Source organism: Cupriavidus sp. 05N38, assembly GCF_056397345.1.
Map to the genome: position 1 here is coordinate 78,507 of NZ_JBFTNF010000008.1, position 15,738 is coordinate 94,244.

At 69.5% G+C, this 15,738-nt stretch carries 14 protein-coding genes; 11 read left to right on the forward strand and 3 right to left on the reverse strand.

What is annotated here, in order from left to right:
* Positions 1-29: 29 nt before the first annotated feature.
* The gene (locus tag AC1DK4_RS08200; RefSeq protein ID WP_441613571.1) at positions 30-1,442 is read left to right on the forward strand and encodes a DHA2 family efflux MFS transporter permease subunit; all 1,413 of its coding nucleotides are present in this window, start codon (positions 30-32) and stop codon (positions 1,440-1,442) included.
* A 30-nt stretch (positions 1,443-1,472) separates the two neighbouring features.
* On the opposite strand, the gene AC1DK4_RS08205 is transcribed toward AC1DK4_RS08200, so the two are convergent.
* A complete protein-coding gene (locus tag AC1DK4_RS08205) occupies positions 1,473-1,742 on the reverse strand; it encodes an acyl-CoA-binding protein (protein WP_441613421.1) in 270 nt (89 codons plus the stop codon).
* A gap of 195 nt (positions 1,743-1,937) precedes the next feature.
* Here AC1DK4_RS08205 and tsaB point away from each other — a divergent pair, with 195 nt between their 5' ends.
* The 4 genes from tsaB (at position 1,938) to AC1DK4_RS08225 (ending at position 5,485) form a co-directional block, all read left to right on the forward strand.
* Positions 1,938-2,708: a tRNA (adenosine(37)-N6)-threonylcarbamoyltransferase complex dimerization subunit type 1 TsaB gene (tsaB, locus tag AC1DK4_RS08210; protein ID WP_477131462.1), complete on the forward strand. Its 771-nt coding sequence runs from the start codon at positions 1,938-1,940 to the stop codon at positions 2,706-2,708.
* An 80-nt stretch (positions 2,709-2,788) separates the two neighbouring features.
* Entirely contained in the window at positions 2,789-3,274 is a 486-nt protein-coding gene (gene rimI / locus AC1DK4_RS08215) for a ribosomal protein S18-alanine N-acetyltransferase (RefSeq protein ID WP_441613572.1), read from the forward strand.
* Complete coding sequence (locus AC1DK4_RS08220; RefSeq protein ID WP_441613423.1) at positions 3,271-4,209, forward strand: uracil-DNA glycosylase; 939 nt, start codon at positions 3,271-3,273, stop codon at positions 4,207-4,209. The genes rimI and AC1DK4_RS08220 overlap by 4 nt, the downstream gene beginning before the upstream one ends.
* Complete coding sequence (locus tag AC1DK4_RS08225) at positions 4,190-5,485, forward strand: DUF1853 family protein (protein ID WP_441613424.1); 1,296 nt, start codon at positions 4,190-4,192, stop codon at positions 5,483-5,485. The genes AC1DK4_RS08220 and AC1DK4_RS08225 overlap by 20 nt, the downstream gene beginning before the upstream one ends.
* Before the next feature lie 50 nt (positions 5,486-5,535).
* Here the strand turns inward: AC1DK4_RS08225 and lplT are convergent, their stop codons facing one another.
* Positions 5,536-6,855 (reverse strand): lysophospholipid transporter LplT, encoded by a 1,320-nt coding sequence (lplT, locus tag AC1DK4_RS08230; protein WP_477131463.1) that lies wholly within the window; start codon positions 6,853-6,855, stop codon positions 5,536-5,538.
* 453 nt (positions 6,856-7,308) lie between these two features.
* On the opposite strand from lplT, the gene alr reads away from it, so the two are divergent.
* From alr to AC1DK4_RS08250, 4 genes are all read left to right on the forward strand, one after another.
* Positions 7,309-8,424, forward strand: a complete 1,116-nt coding sequence (alr, locus tag AC1DK4_RS08235) for an alanine racemase (RefSeq protein ID WP_441613426.1) — start codon at positions 7,309-7,311, stop codon at positions 8,422-8,424.
* Positions 8,425-8,594: 170 nt separating this feature from the next.
* Positions 8,595-9,956: a DNA repair protein RadA gene (gene radA, locus AC1DK4_RS08240; protein ID WP_441613427.1), complete on the forward strand. Its 1,362-nt coding sequence runs from the start codon at positions 8,595-8,597 to the stop codon at positions 9,954-9,956.
* A gap of 5 nt (positions 9,957-9,961) precedes the next feature.
* Complete coding sequence (locus AC1DK4_RS08245; protein ID WP_441613428.1) at positions 9,962-10,576, forward strand: GNAT family N-acetyltransferase; 615 nt, start codon at positions 9,962-9,964, stop codon at positions 10,574-10,576.
* Positions 10,577-10,820: 244 nt separating this feature from the next.
* Positions 10,821-11,306 (forward strand): disulfide bond formation protein B, encoded by a 486-nt coding sequence (locus AC1DK4_RS08250; protein WP_477131464.1) that lies wholly within the window; start codon positions 10,821-10,823, stop codon positions 11,304-11,306.
* Positions 11,307-11,396: 90 nt separating this feature from the next.
* On the opposite strand, the gene AC1DK4_RS08255 is transcribed toward AC1DK4_RS08250, so the two are convergent.
* Positions 11,397-13,340 carry an ATP-binding cassette domain-containing protein gene (locus tag AC1DK4_RS08255; protein WP_441613430.1) on the reverse strand — a complete coding sequence of 648 codons (1,944 nt, stop codon included), beginning with the start codon at positions 13,338-13,340 and terminating at the stop codon, positions 11,397-11,399.
* A gap of 334 nt (positions 13,341-13,674) precedes the next feature.
* Here AC1DK4_RS08255 and AC1DK4_RS08260 point away from each other — a divergent pair, with 334 nt between their 5' ends.
* Both AC1DK4_RS08260 and AC1DK4_RS08265 read left to right on the forward strand, forming a co-directional pair.
* Positions 13,675-14,688: a MurR/RpiR family transcriptional regulator gene (locus AC1DK4_RS08260; RefSeq protein ID WP_441613431.1), complete on the forward strand. Its 1,014-nt coding sequence runs from the start codon at positions 13,675-13,677 to the stop codon at positions 14,686-14,688.
* Between the two features lie 5 nt (positions 14,689-14,693).
* Positions 14,694-15,656: an isoaspartyl peptidase/L-asparaginase family protein gene (locus AC1DK4_RS08265; RefSeq protein WP_441613573.1), complete on the forward strand. Its 963-nt coding sequence runs from the start codon at positions 14,694-14,696 to the stop codon at positions 15,654-15,656.
* Positions 15,657-15,738: the final 82 nt, after the last annotated feature.

Here is a 15,738-nt window from a genome sequence, read left to right on the forward strand (position 1 = left end):
AGCCGGCCGGCGGGCCGACGCGGGCCACGCTGCGCGCACGCTATGGGGACCGGCTGCGCTGGCTGGTGCTGATGACGCTGATGCTGGGCACGGTTTCGTCGATCATCTCGTCGACCATCGTCAATGTGGCCGTGCCCGCCCTGAGCAAGCATTTCTTGCTGGGGCAGGAGCGCGCGCAGTGGGTGGCGGCCAGCTTCATGATCGCCATGACGCTGTCGATGCTGCTCACCCCATGGCTGCTCAACCGCTACGGCCTGCGCCGCACCTTTGTGGGCAGCCTGCTGCTGCTGGGCACCGGTGGCCTGGTCGGCGGCTTCTCGCCGTCCTACGAAGTGATGATCGCCATGCGGGTGGCCGAGGGCATTGCCGCGGGCATCCTGCAGCCGCTGCCCAATATCCTCATCCTGCGGGTATTCGAGGAGCGCGAGCAGGGCCGCGCGGTCAGCCTGTTCGGCTTCGGCGTGGTGCTGGCGCCGGCGCTGGGCCCGAGCGTGGGCGGCTTCCTGGTGGAGGCCTTCGGCTGGCGCTCGATCTTCTTCGTGGTGGTGCCGCTGACGCTGATCGGCCTGTTCATGGCGCGCCGCTTCATGGCGGTGGACTCGGCCATGATGGGCGAGCGCAAGCCGCTCGACTGGCAGGGCCTGGGCCTGGCCGGCATTGGCACGGTGAGCTTGCTCAACGGCCTGGTGCAGCTGCGCGAAAGCATGGCGGCGGGCCTGGCGCTGGCGGGCTTCGGGGTGCTGCTGCTGGTGGTCTTCGTGCTGTGGCAGCTGCGCGCGCAGCATCCGCTGATGAACATGCGCTTGTACAGCTACCGCCAGTTCGCCGCCGGCGCGGTGGTCGCCTTCATCTACGGAGCGGGGCTGTTCGGCTCGACCTACCTGCTGCCGGTCTACATGCAGATGGCGCTGGCCTATTCGCCGTCGCGGGCCGGCCTGGTGCTGCTGCCGGCCGGCCTGGCGCTGGCCCTCACCATCGCCGCCTCGGGGCGGCTGATCAACCGCGTCGCGCCGCACCGGCAGGTGTCGTTCGGGCTTGCGCTGCTGGCGGCGTCTTTCCTGCTGATGGCCCTGGGCTCGCAGGCCACGCCTTACCTGTTGCTGGTGGCGTGGGCGGTGCTGGGGCGCATCGGGCTGGGTTGCATCCTGCCGTCGCTGACGCTGGGCGCCATGCGCGGCGTGGATTACTCGCTGATCGCGCAGGGCTCGAGCTGCATCAACTTCCTGCGGCAGCTGGGCGGCGCCATCGGGGTGAGCCTGGCGGGCGTAGGACTGCAATGGCGGCTGGCGGCGCAGGGCGCGGTGCTGGGCCCGGAGGGCGATCCCGCGGCGCGCATCCGCGCCTTCGACGAGACCTTTCTGGCGGTGGGCCTGGTGATTGCCACGGCCATCCTGGCGGCCTGGCGCATCCGCCCGCGGCAACTGCCGGCCGCGCCGGGCTAGCGGGGCCGGGGCGCCAGCCCCGGCCCGCACTCAGGCGGTGGCGCCGCTGCGCAGTTCTTCGACCAGCGCGATGTATTTTTCCATCGCCTCTTCCTGGCTGGTGCCCTTGAGGGTTTCCCAGGCCTCGAACTTGTAGCGGCCGACGAAATCGGTCATGCCGGGCTTGTCGCCATGGGCATCGCCCTCGCTGCCTTGCTTGAACAGCGCGTAGAGGCGCAGCAGGGTCATATTGCTGGGGCGCTCGGCCAGTTGCTTGACGTCGAGCTGGGCTTGGGCGAAGCGTGCCTGCAGGTCGCTCATGGGGTTCTCCTGGATGATTTCTGGGGCGAGGGGCCGGGAGCAGCCCCGGGACAGCGCGATGATATCTCCCGGCACCGTGCGTTTGAGCCGAAAGAAACCGAAGAAGCCTTCGGTCCGGCCGCCGCGCGGGCGATCCCGGCAGATCGGCCACCGCGCAAGTTCAGCTTTTGAGGTCGCAACGGATACAATCTCGCCATGTCCTGGATTCTTGCTGTTGAAACCTCCACCGAGTGGTGCTCCGTCGCGCTCGGGCGCATTGCCGATGGCGGCGCCCTGGAGTGCCTGGTGCGTCATGAACATACCGGCCCGCGCTCGTCTTCGCGCGTGCTGCCGGCCGCCGGCGAACTGCTGGCCGAGGCCGGCATTGCCCTGGCTGACTGCGCAGCGATCGCCTTCGGCGCCGGGCCTGGCTCCTTTACCGGCCTGCGCACCGCCTGCGGCGTGGCCCAGGGCCTGGCCTTTGGCGCCGGCCTGCCGGTCGTGCCCGTCAATTCGCTGATGGCCTGCGCCGAACGCGTGCGCCTGGGCGGCGCGGGGCTGCCCGCCTTGCCGCCCGGCATCCCGGTGCTGGTGGCGCTGGATGCCCGCATGGATGAAGCCTACGCAGGTGCGTTCCGCTGGGACGATGCCGCGCAGCAATGGCAGCCCGTCACTGAAATGCAGGTGTGCGCGCCGGAAGCGGTGAGCCTGCCGCCCGCGCCGTTCTGGCTGGCCGGCAACGCCGCCGCCGTGTTCGGCGAGCGCCTTGCCGCCGCGGCGCTGGYGCAGCACAGCGTGCCCGACGCGCTGCCCGCTGCGCCGGCGCTGGTATCGATCGCCCTGCGCGCGCTGGCGCGCAACGCAACTGTCGCGCCGGAGGATGCCATGCCGATCTATCTGCGCGACAAGGTCGCCCAGACCATTGCCGAGCGCCAGGCCATCGCCGAGCAGCGTGCCGCGCTGGCCGCCGCGGGAGAGCGGCCGTGAGCGCGCGCCGCAGCGAGCCCGCCGCCGAGGTCGCCGCGCAGCCGGCGCCGGCCGCCGCCGCATGGCCGGAAGTGCCGGTGATGCCGTCGCTGGGCGCCGGCTGGGTGATCGGGCGCATGAGCGCGCTCGACGTAGAGGCGGTGGCGCAGATCGAGGCGCGCGCCTACAGCCATCCGTGGACGCGCGGCAATTTCGAGAATTCCGTCAAGGCCGGCCATCTCGGCATGACCCTGCGCGACCCGGCCGGCGTGTTGATCGCCTACGCCGTGCTGATGCCGGTCGTCGACGAGATGCACCTGCTCAACATCACCGTGGACCCGGTGCATCAGCGCAACGGGCTAGGCCGGCTGATGCTGGCCGCCGCCCTGGCCACGGCGCACGCGCATCACCTGCACACCATGCTGCTGGAAGTGCGGCCCTCCAATACCGGCGCGATCGAGTTGTACCGGCAGGCGGGCTTTGCCGAAATCGGGCGGCGCAAGGGCTATTACCCCGCGGCCGGACAGGTCCGCGAGGATGCCCTGGTGCTGCGCCGCGCATGGTCGCCCTCGGAGGCCCAGCCATGAGCCGGCGCGCCAGGTTCCTCGAGGTACTCGGCATCGGCGAGGAGTGGGTGCTGCGCCGCGCGCCGGCCGCGGCGCAGGAGGCGTTGGTGGAGGCCGATGCGGATCTGGCGGCGCCGCCTGCCGCCGTCGTGGCGGAYATGGCGGCCGAAGCCATCGTCCAGGGGGCGCCCGCTGCCAGTGCGGAGGCGCCCCGTGCCCTGGCGGAGCCTGCCGTCGGGCCGCGGGCCGTAGCGCCGCAGCCGGAGGCGGAACCGGTGATGGAGCCGGTGATGGAGCCGGAACCCACGCCGGAGCCGGCGACGGCCTTCGCGCCGGTGCCGGCGCTGCCGTCGGCGCCCGGCGCCGATGCGCGCGCCGCCGCCATCGCCGGGCTCGACTGGGCAGCGCTGGCGGCGCGCGTCTCGGCTTGCACCGACTGCGGCCTGTGCGGCCATCGTACCCAGACCGTATTCGGCGTCGGCGACCGCCAGGCCGAATGGATGCTGGTGGGCGAAGCCCCCGGCGAGAACGAGGACAAGCAGGGCGAGCCCTTCGTCGGCCAGGCCGGCAAGCTGCTCGACAATATGCTGGGCGCGCTCGGCCTGGCGCGCGGGCGCAATGTCTTCATTGCCAATGTGCTGAAATGCCGCCCGCCCGGCAACCGCAATCCCGAGCCGGACGAAGTGGCGCAGTGCGAGCCCTATCTGCGCCGCCAGATCGCGCTGGTGCAGCCCAAGCTGATCGTGGTGCTCGGGCGTTTCGCGGCGCAGTCGCTGCTGCGTACCACCACGCCGATCGGCAAGCTGCGCGGCAGTGTCCACAGCTACGAGGGCATTCCGGTGGTGGTGACCTATCACCCGGCCTACCTGTTGCGCACGCTGACCGACAAGGCGCGTGCCTGGGAAGACCTTTGCCTGGCCCGCGAGGTGCATGCCCGTGCGGGAGCCAAGGCCTGACGCCGCGCTGAGCCCCGGCGGCGCCATCGAGATGGCGTCGCTGTGGCGCCATGCCGTCTCGCAGCGCCTGCGCGAACTGGCGTGGTGCTCGCTGTCGCCGCCGTTGCTGGCGTTCCTGCCGGCCGGCCATGTGGGCGGCGGGACCGATGGGAGCGATGGGGCCGATGGGGCCATCAACGGTCACGTCAATGGCAGCATCAACGGCAACTTCAACGGAAATCTCAGCGTCGGCGGCGCTCTCGGCGGTGTCCCCGACGGCAGTCCGGGCAGCATCGTCCAGGGCGCCAGCGCGGATACGCCGGCCGCGCATATCGCCGCTGGCCTGGCGCACTGGCCTGATGGCGCGCTGGCCGCCTGGCAGCGCTGGCTGCTGTGCGCCGATCCGGCCTCGCTGCCGCTGACCATCGCCGAACTGGCGGCGGGCCGCGAGCATCCGCGCGCGCGTGGCCCCGCGCATGCGCCCAGCCTGCGGCTGGGCCGCCATGCCGAGCGCCTGCTCCAGTTCACGCTCGAACACACTGCCGGCCTGGAACTGCTGGCGGCCAACCTGCCGGTACGCCGCGCCGCCGCGCACGGTGTGCAGACGCTGGGCGAACTCGACTTCGTCTGGCGCGATACGCGCAGCGGGGCGACCGTCCATTGGGAAATGGCGGCCAAGTTCTACCTGCTGGTCGGGCCGGACGCCTCGGCGGGGCACGGCGACGCCGCACCGCCGCGCCTGCATCATTTCGTCGGTCCCAACCTGGTGGACAGGCTGGGCGACAAGCTCGGCCATCTGGTCCACCGTCAGTTGCCGCTGTCGCGCGCGCCCGAGGCGCTGGCGCTGCTGGGGCGCACCGTGGACCGCAGCGAGGTCTACCTGCTTGGCTGGCTGTTCTACCGCAACGGCGTCGTCCCCGCCGGGGTGCGCGACCTCGGCATTGCGCCGGATCACCTGCATGGCTGGTGGTCCGCCTTGCAGGACTGGTCGGCGTGGGCCGCCACGCGCACGGGCTCGCGCTGGTATCGCCTGCCGCGCTCGGCCTGGATGGCGCCGGCCATGGTCGCCCAGGCCCACACGGAGCCGCTCGAGGCCGTGCGCGAAGCGCTGGCGCAACGCTTTGCCGAAACCCAGCACGACAAGGTCTGGCGGCGCGAGGCGCCGGTGATGCTGTGCGAACTGGAACCTGCCGGAGCGAGCGCGCCAGGGCTGTGGCGCGAGTGCTCGCGCGGCTTCGTGGTGCCGCCGGGCTGGGAGGAGCGGGCGCGGCAACGCGTTGCAGCCTTGCCGGAATAGCCGCCCGCGGCCGCGCCGCGGGGCGACGGCCGTCAGTGGTGTTAGTGGTGCTAGTGGTGCTTGTCCTCGCCGATCATGGCGAGCGAGTTGAAGTTGCGCACGTTGTAGCGGTGCTGGCGCATCACCAGCACCATGGTGACGCAGACAAAGATCCCGAACGCCACGATGACGATGCCGATGGGCACGTTGAGCTTGATCAGCAGGGCGTACAGGCACAGCATCAGCAGCACCGAGACGTTTTCGTTGAAGTTCTGTACGGCGATCGAGTGGCCGGCGGACAGCAGCACATGGCCGCGGTGCTGCAGCAGCGCGTTCATCGGCACCACGAAGTAGCCGGACATGCCGCCCACCAGCATCAGGAACAGATAGGCAATGGCCATGTACAGCGGCATGTGCATGCCGAGCACGTCGAACGAGATCTCGGGAAGGCTGTGCTTGGTGTAGAAGGCCATCAGCATCACCACCACGCCCATCGCCACGCCGAAGGGCAGCACCGACAGCGATTTGCGCAGCGGAATGCGCATGGCGGCCAGGATCGCGCCGACCGCCACGCCGACGGCCACCACCGCCTGCAGCAGCGCGCCCTGGGACAGGTTCAGCCCGAGCGACTTCTCGGCCCATTTCAGCACGATGAACTGCAGGGTGGCGCCAGCGCCCCAGAACAGCGTGGTCACGGCCAGCGAGATCTGGCCAAGCTTGTCCTGCCACAGCGCGGTGAAGCAGTCGGCGAATTCGGCGATCAGCTTGATCGGATTCTTTTCCTGCTGCGGATAGCGCGCGCCGGTTTCCGGGATGAACAGGTTGAAGATGGCGGCGATCACGTAGAACAGCATGATGACCACCATGGCGGCCTCGGCCGGGGTGTTGATGCCGGTGTCCACGAAGGGCACGTCGAAGCCGAGCAGCATCTTGGAGATATGCACGGAGATCAGCGCGCCGCCGACCACCGTGCCCAGGATGATCGAGCCTACCGTGAGGCCTTCGATCCACCCGTTGGCGGCGACCAGCTTTTCCGGGGGAAGCAGTTCGGTGAGGATGCCGTACTTGGCCGGCGAGTAGGCGGCGGCGCCGAATCCCACGATGCCGTAGGCCAGCAGCGGGTGCAGCCCGAACATCATGATCGCGCAGCCGGCAATCTTGATCGTGTTGGTGATGAACATCACCTTGCCCTTCGGCATGGAGTCCGCGAAGGCGCCCACGAAGGCGGCCAGCACGACATAGGAGAGCACGAAGAACAGCTTGAGCAGCGGCGTCATCCACTGCGGGGAGTRCAGTTCGGTAAGAAGGGCAATGGCGGCGATCAGCAGCGCGTTGTCGGCCAGCGAGGAGAAGAACTGCGCCGCCATGATGGTATAAAAACCCTTCTTCATACTTTGGACTCTTTCTCCATCGCTCAAGCCTTGCAAGACGGGCGCCAGCACGCTGCCGGGCGCTGTCATTGCCACTGTCATTACCTGTAGGGAACCTGGGCCCGCACCGCTGTCAAAGTGATGCCCATGCCGGTCTTCCGAGTGTCGCGCAAACCGCCTGACCCTGTTTGACATATTGCATCACTTTTAAAACATGGCCGGAACGTCCGGCTTTATAACACGAAAGTAGGGCGTTTCCGAGCATCTGCGGACCGCCGGTTTGACAGCGCAGATGCGCTGCGATTCCCTAAATGATTCTTCGAGTGTGTTCAAATAACGTCTGTGCGGCGAGCCACGCGCACCGGGTCTTCCCCTATATGGTGCATCCCTGACCCGGGGCGCGGACCGGCCAGCCGGCCGGGAGCCCCGCCATGCCAACCCGCCGCCGCCCCCTCCAGAAGCAACAGCGATCCCATGCCTAGACCCATTCACGCCGTTATCCATCAACCGGCCCTGGCCAATAACCTGGAAATCGTGCGCCGCTGTGCACCCGCGTCGCGCGTCTGGGCCGTCGTCAAGGCCAACGCCTATGGCCATGGCATCCGCCGCGCCTTCGCCGGCCTGCGCGCCACCGACGGCTTCGGCCTGCTCGACCTGAACGAAGCCGTGCTGCTGCGCGAACTGGGCTGGCAAGGCCCGATCCTTCTTTTAGAGGGTTTCTTCCAATCCCAGGACGTGCCTTTGCTGGAGCAGTACCGCCTCACCACCGCCGTCCATTGCGAAGAACAGCTGCGCATGCTGGAAGTCGCGCGTCCCAAGGGGCCGCTGGGCATCCAGCTCAAGCTCAATACCGGCATGAACCGCCTCGGCTTCCGTGCGGACCAGTACCGCACCGCCTGGGAACGCGCGCGCACCCTGTCCTGTGTGGGCAGTATCGTGCATATGACGCATTTCTCCGACGCCGACGGCCCGCGCGGCATCGCCCACCAGCTCGAGGTCTTCGACGCCGCCACGGCCAACCTGCCGGGCGAGGCCAGCCTGTCCAATTCCGCCGCCACGCTCTGGCATCCCCAGGCCCACCGCACCTGGGTGCGGCCGGGCATCGTGCTGTACGGCGCCTCGCCCACCGGCCTGTCCGGCGACGTGGCCAGCTTCGGCCTGCAGCCGGCCATGTCGCTGCACAGCGAGCTGATCTCCGTCCAGGACCTGCAGCCCGGCGATACCGTCGGCTACGGCTCGCTGTTCAAGGCCGAGCGCCCGATGCGCATCGGCGTGGTGGCCTGCGGCTATGCCGACGGCTACCCGCGCCATGCCGCCGGCTGGGGCGACAACCCGGCGCCGGTGCTGGTCGACGGCGTGCGCACGCACCTGGTGGGCCGGGTGTCGATGGACATGATCTGCGTCGACCTCACGCCTTGCCCCAAGGCCCGCGTGGGCAGCGCCGTCACCCTGTGGGGCCAGGGCCTGCCGATCGACGACGTGGCCGCCGCCAGCGGCACCGTGGGCTACGAGCTGATGTGCGCCCTGGCGCCCAGGGTGCCGGTCACGGTGGCGACCCTGACCGCGCCGGAGCAGCCCGCGCTGGCCTGATTGCCGGCGGGCAGGCTGACGCCTGCCCGGGCCGCCGCCTGGCGATATCCGGGTGGCGTGCGCTGCCCCGGGCGCCGCCTGCAAGCCAGCCTGCGATCGGCTGCCGCCTGCCGGGCGCCGGCCATTGTTCATCCACCGCTTCTTATCCATCGTTTCTCCGGGGACCCCAGTTGGCCAAGCCAAAGAACGTCTATACCTGCACCGAATGCGGCGGCACCTCGCCGCGCTGGCAGGGCCAGTGCCCGCAATGCCAGCAATGGAACACGCTGGTAGAGAGCGTGGCGGAATCGCCGTCGGCCAAGCGCTTCGCGCCGCTGGCGGCCTCGGCCATGGTGCAGCGGCTGTCGGAGATCGACGCGGCCGACGTGCCGCGCTTCTCCAGCGGCATCGATGAATTCGACCGCGTGCTGGGCGGGGGGCTGGTGGCCGGCGGGGTGGTGCTGATCGGCGGCGATCCCGGCATCGGCAAGTCCACGCTGCTGCTGCAGGCGCTGGCCAACCTTGCCTCGGAGCGCCGCGTGCTCTACGTCAGCGGCGAAGAGTCGGGCGCGCAGATTGCCTTGCGCGCGCAGCGCCTGGGGGTGGACAGCCCGCAGCTCGCCTTGCTGGCCGAGATCCAGCTGGAGAAGATCCAGGCCACGCTGGAGGTGGAGAAGCCCGAGGTGGCGGTGATCGACTCGATCCAGACCCTGTACTCCGATGCGCTGACGTCGGCGCCCGGCTCGGTGGCGCAGGTGCGCGAATGCGCGGCGCAGCTGACCCGCATCGCCAAGAGCAGCGGCATCACCATCATCCTGGTCGGCCATGTGACCAAGGAAGGTGCGCTGGCCGGCCCGCGCGTGCTCGAGCATATCGTCGACACCGTGCTGTACTTCGAGGGCGACACGCACTCCTCGCATCGCCTGATCCGCGCCTTCAAGAACCGCTTCGGCGCGGTCAACGAACTGGGCGTGTTCGCCATGACCGAGCGCGGCCTGCGCGGCGTCAGCAATCCCTCGGCGCTGTTCCTGTCGCAGCACGAGCAGGTCGTGCCCGGTTCCTGCGTGCTGGTCACGCAAGAGGGCACGCGGCCGCTGCTGGTGGAAGTGCAGGCGCTGGTCGATGCCGCGCACGTGCCCAACCCGCGCCGCCTGGCCGTGGGGCTGGAACAGAACCGCCTGGCGATGCTGCTGGCGGTGCTGCACCGCCATGCCGGCATCGCTTGCTTCGACCAGGACGTGTTCCTCAACGCCGTGGGCGGGGTCAAGATCGCCGAGCCGGCGGCCGACCTGGCCGTGCTGCTGGCCATCCATTCCTCCATGCGCAACAAGCCGCTGCCGCGCGGGCTGGTGGTGTTCGGCGAAGTCGGCCTGGCCGGCGAGATCCGGCCCAGTCCGCGCGGGCAGGACCGCCTGCGCGAAGCCGCCAAGCTCGGCTTCACCACGGCGGTCATTCCCAAGGCCAATGCGCCCAAGCAGAAGATCGACGGCCTCGAGGTGCTGGCGGTGGAGCGGCTGGAGCAGGCCATCGACCGCGTCCGTCATCTCGAGTGAACGCCATGCCGGGCCAGCACGATCAGGCGCCAGCCGGCTCCGCAAGCGGAGCCGGGCCGGTGACCCTGGAGACCGCGCGCCTGCGCCTGCGCCAGTGGCGCGACGCGGATTTCGCGCCGTTCGCCGCGCTCAATGCGGACCCGCTGGTGATGGCCTGCTTCCCGGCGCCGCTGGAGCGCGCTGCCAGCGATGCCATGGCATTGCGCTGCCAGGACCTGATCGCGGCACGCGGGTGGGGCTTGTGGGCGGCCGAGCGCAAGGCGGACGGGGCATTCATCGGTTTCGTCGGCCTGCACGAGCCCGCCGCCACGCTGCCGTTCTCGCCCTGCGTGGAAATCGGCTGGCGCCTGGCGCATGCATACTGGGGGCAGGGCTATGCCACGGAGGCGGCGCGGGCCGCGCTGCGCTTCGGGTTCGGGCGCCTGGGCCTGGCGGAAATCGTTTCGTTCACGGCACTGCCCAACGTCCGCTCGCGGGCTGTGATGGAGCGGGTCGGCATGGTGCCCGACGGCACCTTCGACCATCCGGCCGTGGCGCAGGGCAGCCCGTTGCGGGCGCACTGGCTGTACCGCCTGGCCGCGGCGCGGTGGCGGGCGCAAGGCGGCCCGACGTCCGCCTGAGCCCGCCGCGCGCGGGCGTGCGAGCGCGCGCGGCAAGGCCATGATCTGCGTCAATCCGCCGCAAGCGGCACGCCGCCGGCCGCGCCGGAATGGCAAGGCGTGCAACACAAAATCGGTAATAATGAGCCTCGCATTGCGCACGTCCGGCAAATGGCCGGGCGGCGCACCAATGGACGGGCCCGCGGCAACGGATCCCGACGGATCAGCCCGGGTGGCATCGTCCGGCCCTTTTTGCTACTGAACCATGCAAGCCAATTCCCGCAGTTTCTTCCTGCTGATCGCCGCGATCTCGTTCGGGCTGGTCGGCTATGCCCTCTACCTGCAGCATGTGGAAGGCTACCAGCCGTGTCCGCTGTGCGTGATGCAGCGTTTCGCCTTCGTCGCCATCGGCCTGTTCTCGCTGCTGGCCGCCATCGCGCAGAACACGCGCAGCCTGTGGCAGGGSCTGGGCATGTTGTCCGGCGTGGGYGGCATCGCGGTGGCSGGCTATCACGTGTCGCTGCTGCTSAACCCCAAGGCCAGCTGCGGCATCGACCCGCTGGAGAACTGGGTCAACCRSTTGCCSACGGCCAAGCTGCTGCCGCAGGTGTTTTTCTCGGACGGCATGTGCACCACGCCGCTGCCCCCGATCTTTGGCCTGTCGATTCCGGCCTGGTCGCTGATCTGGCTGTTCATCCTGACGGCGACGCTGGCGATCGGCATGATCCGGCGCGAGAAGAACTACCGCTGAGCGCCGGCATCGTCTGCGCAACGGCGCGCAGCCGCGGCGTATCCGGGGGCGGGCGCCCCCGGGATCCTTCCCTTGCGCGTCCAGGCGACCCTAGACGATCTGTTCGATCTGCTCCTGCAGCTCGAGCCAGCGCTCCTCCAGCGTATCGAGCTCGCCGCCGACTTCCCCTTGCCGCTTGAGCATCTCCATCAGCTTGCTCTTGTTGGCCTCGGCATAGCTGGCCTCGTCGGCCATGAAGGCATCGATCTCGCCCTTGGCCTGCTGTAGCACGGCCATGCGCTTTTCCACCTTTTCCAGTTCCTTGGTCAGCGGCTTGCGCAGCTGGGTCAGGCGCTGGCGCTCGTCGGCCTCGGCGCGGCGCTGGTCACGGCGGTTGGTGCCGCCCGCCGCGCTGTCGCCGCCGGCCGGGGCACGGTCCGCGGTGGCGGCGTTGCGCTTGGCGGCGGCCTGCTGCAGCAGCCAGTCGCGGTAGTCGTCCAGGTCGCCATCGAAGGGTTTGATCGTGCCTTCGCCCACCAGCATGAACTGGTCGGTGGTGGCGCGCAGCAGGTGACGGTCGTGGGAGACCACGATCAGCGTGCCCTCGAACTGCGCCAGCGCCATGGTGAGCGCCTCGCGGGTGTCGAGGTCCAGGTGGTTGGTGGGCTCGTCGAGCAGCAGCAGATTGGGCTTCTGCCACACGATCAGCGACAGCGCCAGGCGCGCCTTCTCGCCGCCGGAGAACGGCTCGATCGGCGAGGTAGCCATGTCGCCGCGGAAGTTGAAGCTGCCGAGGAAGTCGCGCAGTTCCTGCTCGCGCGTGTCCGGCGCCAGCCGCGCCAGGTGCTGCAGCGGCGAGTCATGGTCGCGCAGCGTTTCCAGCTGGTGCTGGGCGAAGTAGCCGATCTGCAGCCCCTTGCCCTGGCGCATCTTGCCGGCCAGCGGCTCCTGCGTGTCCGCCAGCGTCTTCACCAGCGTGGACTTGCCCTGGCCGTTGGCGCCCAGCAGGCCGATGCGCTGGCCGGTCTGGATCGACAGCGACAGGTTGTGCAGGATGGTCACGGGCGGCGCATCCGGCGCGGGCGGCGGGTAGCCGCAGTCCACGCCCTCGAGCACCATCATCGGGTTGGGCGCGGCGTCCGGCTCGCGGAACTCGAAGGCAAAGCCGGCGGCGATATGCACCGGCGCCAGGCGCTCCATCTTCTCCAGCGCCTTGACCCGGCTCTGCGCCTGGCGCGCCTTGGTGGCCTTGGCCTTGAAGCGGGTGATGAAGGATTCGAGGTGGGCGATCTCCTTCTGCTGGCGCGAGTAGGCCGATTGCTGCAAGGCCATCTGCTGCAGGCGCAGGGTCTCGAACTGGGTGTAGTTGCCGCCGTAGCGGCGCAGCTGCTGGTTCTCGATATGCACCGTGACATTACAGATCGCATCGAGGAATTCGCGATCGTGCGAAATCATTACCAGCGTTCCCGGGTAGCGGGCCAGCCAGTCTTCCAGCCAGACGATCGCGTCCAGGTCCAGGTGGTTGGTCGGTTCGTCGAGCAGCAGCAGGTCGGACGGGCACATCAGTGCCTGCGCCAGGTTCAGGCGCATGCGCCAGCCGCCCGAGAACGAGGCCACCGGCTGCGATACCTGCGCCAGCGTGAAGCCCAGCCCCAGCAGCAGCGCCTCGGCGCGCGCCGGCGCGGTGTAGCCGTCGGCATCGGCGAACGCCGCGTGGGCGTCGCCCTCAGCGGTGCCGTCGCCGCTGGCCTGGGCAGCCGTGATGCGTGCCTCGATGTCGCGCAGGCGGGTGTCGCCGTCGATGGTGTATTCCACCGCGCTGCGCATGACCGCCGGGGTTTCCTGCGCCACATGCGCAGTGCGCCATTGCGGCGGGATGAAGACGTCGCCGCCATCCGCATGCAGCTCGCCGCGCAGCATGGCGAACAGGGTCGACTTGCCGCTGCCGTTGGCGCCGACAAGGCCGACACGCTCGCCGGGATTCAGCGTCACGCTGGTGTGGTCGAACAGCACCTTGGTGCCGCGCTGGAGGACAAGCTGGTCGATTCGGATCACGGGAGGGGAAAGCTGGAGAGGGAGCGATGGCCGGCGTGGCCGGACGGTCCGGCCCGGCATGGCACGGGTCAACCCGGCATTGTAGCCGCTTCGCATGGCGATGCCCGCGAATGGACGGCGCATGCCGGACACGCCGCCCGGCAGTGACGCCAAGGGCCCGCATGCGGTCCGGAAGGGCCCCGGGACGGGGGTTCGTCTAGGTACAAACCCTTGGCCACGTAAAACTCTATTTTCATGGCGCGTGTTTTGCGTGTAAATTTATTTACATTGATGCGCATCCTTTGCATGCTTTGTTTTCGTGCATGACGCATCCCGGCCAACCCAGCAACATCCCATGTCCCTCGGCAACCACGGTAACAGCGGCACTTCCGGCAAGACCGGCAACGGCAACGGCTCGATCACCGAGCGCATCGCCCGCGCCTTGCCCGCGCTGACGCCGGCGCACCAGCGCATGGCCGAATACGTGCTGGGCAATCAGTTCCGCGCCGCCACCATGCGCATCGACGAGCTGGCCGCGGCGGTGGAAGTGTCGGTCGCCACCGCCAATCGCTTCGCCCATGCGCTGGGCTTCGAGGGCTATCCGCAATTCCGCACCGAGCTGGTGCGCGGTTTCGAAGCCACGCTTGCACCCGTCGAGAAACTGCGCACCGGACTGGAGCGGCCGGCCACGGTGGCCGCCGTCATCGCCGCCTCGCTGGACGAGGACGTGCGCAATCTCGAAGCCACGCGCCGCGCGCTCGACGCCGAGACCTGCGAGCGCGCCGTCGAAGCGATCCTGGCGGCCGAGCGCATCTTCGTGGTGGGCTTCGGCGCCAGCGGCTTCCTGGCCGGGCTGCTCCAGCATGGGCTGGACCTGTCCTGCCGCACCGTGATCTCGGTCTCGGGCTCGGGTGGCGCGTCCACCGCGGCGCGCGCGCTGTTCAAGCTGCAGCCCAGCGATCTGCTGATCGTGATCGGCTTCCCGCGCTATGTGTATGACACCGTGACCATCACGCGGCGCGCGCGCTCGCACGGCGCGCGCATCCTGGCGCTGACCGACGGACCTACTTCGCCGCTGGCGGCGCTGGCCGACATCGCGCTGTATGCGCACACCGGCCGCCAGCTCTCCGCCAACTCGGACGCAGCCGTGCTGGCCTTTATCGAAGGCCTGTGCGGCGCGGTGGCGCACCGCGCCGCGCATGCGGTCAAGGCTGCCGCCGAGATGACCGAATTCCTGCTGCCGTGGCTGCACGGCGCGCCGCCCGGGCAGGGCCGCGACGCACGCGAGCCACGCCCCGACGAAGCAGCCGAAGGGCGCGCCAGGAGCGCCCCCGCACGCCGCAAGAAGACAACCCCGAACGCATCGTGAACACCATGAACACCCCCGTGATCGCCATCCATGGCGGCGCCGGCACCATTACCCGTGCCGCCATGAGCCCCGCCAAGGAGGCGGAATACACCGACGCGCTCGCCGCCGTGCTGCAAGCCGGCCAGCGCGTGCTGGCCGATGGCGGCAGCGCGCTCGACGCCGTGACCGAGGCCGTGCGCCTGCTGGAGGATTGCCCGCTGTTCAACGCCGGCCGCGGCGCCGTGCTGACCCACGCCGGCACCTACGAACTGGACGCCGCCATCATGGACGGCGCCACGCTGGGCGCCGGCGCGGTGGCTTGCGTCAAGCGCCTGCGCAACCCGGTGCTGGCCGCGCGCGCGGTGATGGAAAAAAGCGAGCACGTGCTGTTCGCCGCCGATGGCGCCGAGGCCTTTGCCCTGGCGCAGGGCCTGGAACTGGTGGAGCCAGCGTACTACTTCACCCAGGCGCGGCACGAGCAATGGGAGCGCGCCCGCGCCACCACCGGCACGACGCTGGACCACGATGCCGCCACGCTGGCCGCCACCAGGGCAGCCGAGCCCATCGACCCCGACAACAAGTTCGGCACCGTGGGCGCGGTGGCATGCGACGCGCAGGGGCGCCTGGCCGCGGCCACCTCCACCGGTGGCGTCACCAACAAGCAGGTGGGCCGCGTGGGCGACACGCCCATCGTGGGCGCCGGCTGCTTTGCCGATGACGTGGCGGCAGTCTCCACCACCGGCACCGGGGAGATGTTCATCCGCGCCGTGGCTGCCTACGACGTGGCGGCGCAGATGCGCTACGCGGGCCTGCCGCTGGAAGAAGCCGCGCGCCGCGTAGTGATGGAAAAGCTGCCGGCCATCGACGGCCGCGGCGGCCTGATCGCGGTGGACCGCGCCGGCAACGTCACGCTGCCGTTCAATACCGAAGGCATGTACCGCGGCTTCGCCCGGGTGGGCGAGGCGGTCAACGTGTGGATCTACGGCTAGGGCAGGCAGCGCGCGCCGGCACGCCGGGGCGCGCGAAGCAACAACCTCGGCATCAACAGGCATCAACAGGTATCAAGGGGGC

Excerpts from the sequence above, each read along its gene's own strand:
- AC1DK4_RS08265 (WP_441613573.1), top strand. The coding sequence starts at position 14,694 with ATGAACACCCCCGTGATCGCCATCCATGGCGGCGCCGGCACCATTACC.
- AC1DK4_RS08205 (WP_441613421.1), bottom strand. The coding sequence starts at position 1,742 with ATGAGCGACCTGCAGGCACGCTTCGCCCAAGCCCAGCTCGACGTCAAG.
- AC1DK4_RS08245 (WP_441613428.1), top strand. The coding sequence starts at position 9,962 with ATGCCGGGCCAGCACGATCAGGCGCCAGCCGGCTCCGCAAGCGGAGCC.
- AC1DK4_RS08260 (WP_441613431.1), top strand. The coding sequence starts at position 13,675 with ATGTCCCTCGGCAACCACGGTAACAGCGGCACTTCCGGCAAGACCGGC.
- rimI (WP_441613572.1), top strand. The coding sequence starts at position 2,789 with ATGCCGTCGCTGGGCGCCGGCTGGGTGATCGGGCGCATGAGCGCGCTC.
- alr (WP_441613426.1), top strand. The coding sequence starts at position 7,309 with ATGCCTAGACCCATTCACGCCGTTATCCATCAACCGGCCCTGGCCAAT.